Below are 267 nucleotides of genomic sequence, written 5' to 3'. Positions count from 1 at the left end.
AGATCCCTGAAAGATGATCAGGTTGATAGGTTCGAGGTGGAAGCATGGTGACATGTGGAGCTGACGAATACTAATAGATCGAGGACTTAACCATATAATATGTAGCAAATGTTATCTAGTTTTGAAGGAATATGCCTTCATAGTTTGGTGATGATGGCAGAGAGGTCACACCCGTTCCCATACCGAACACGGAAGTTAAGCTCTCTAGCGCCGATGGTAGTTGGGACCTTGTCCCTGTGAGAGTAGGACGTCGCCAAGCAACTAAAA

At 45.3% G+C, this 267-nt stretch carries 2 rRNA genes; both read left to right on the top strand.

The features are described from left to right. A 23S ribosomal RNA gene (locus tag H6481_RS28530) occupies positions 1–94 on the top strand; the annotation flags it as partial. 49 nt (positions 95–143) lie between these two features. After that, a 5S ribosomal RNA gene (gene rrf / locus H6481_RS28525) occupies positions 144–259 on the top strand. Positions 260–267 lie beyond the last annotated feature (8 nt).

This window comes from Bacillus sp. ME78 (assembly GCF_903970865.1).
GTDB lineage: Bacteria > Bacillota > Bacilli > Bacillales > Bacillaceae_G > Bacillus_A > Bacillus_A cereus.
The sequence above is the reverse complement of the archived record's forward strand: the minus strand, read 5'-3'. Positions and strand labels throughout refer to the sequence as shown.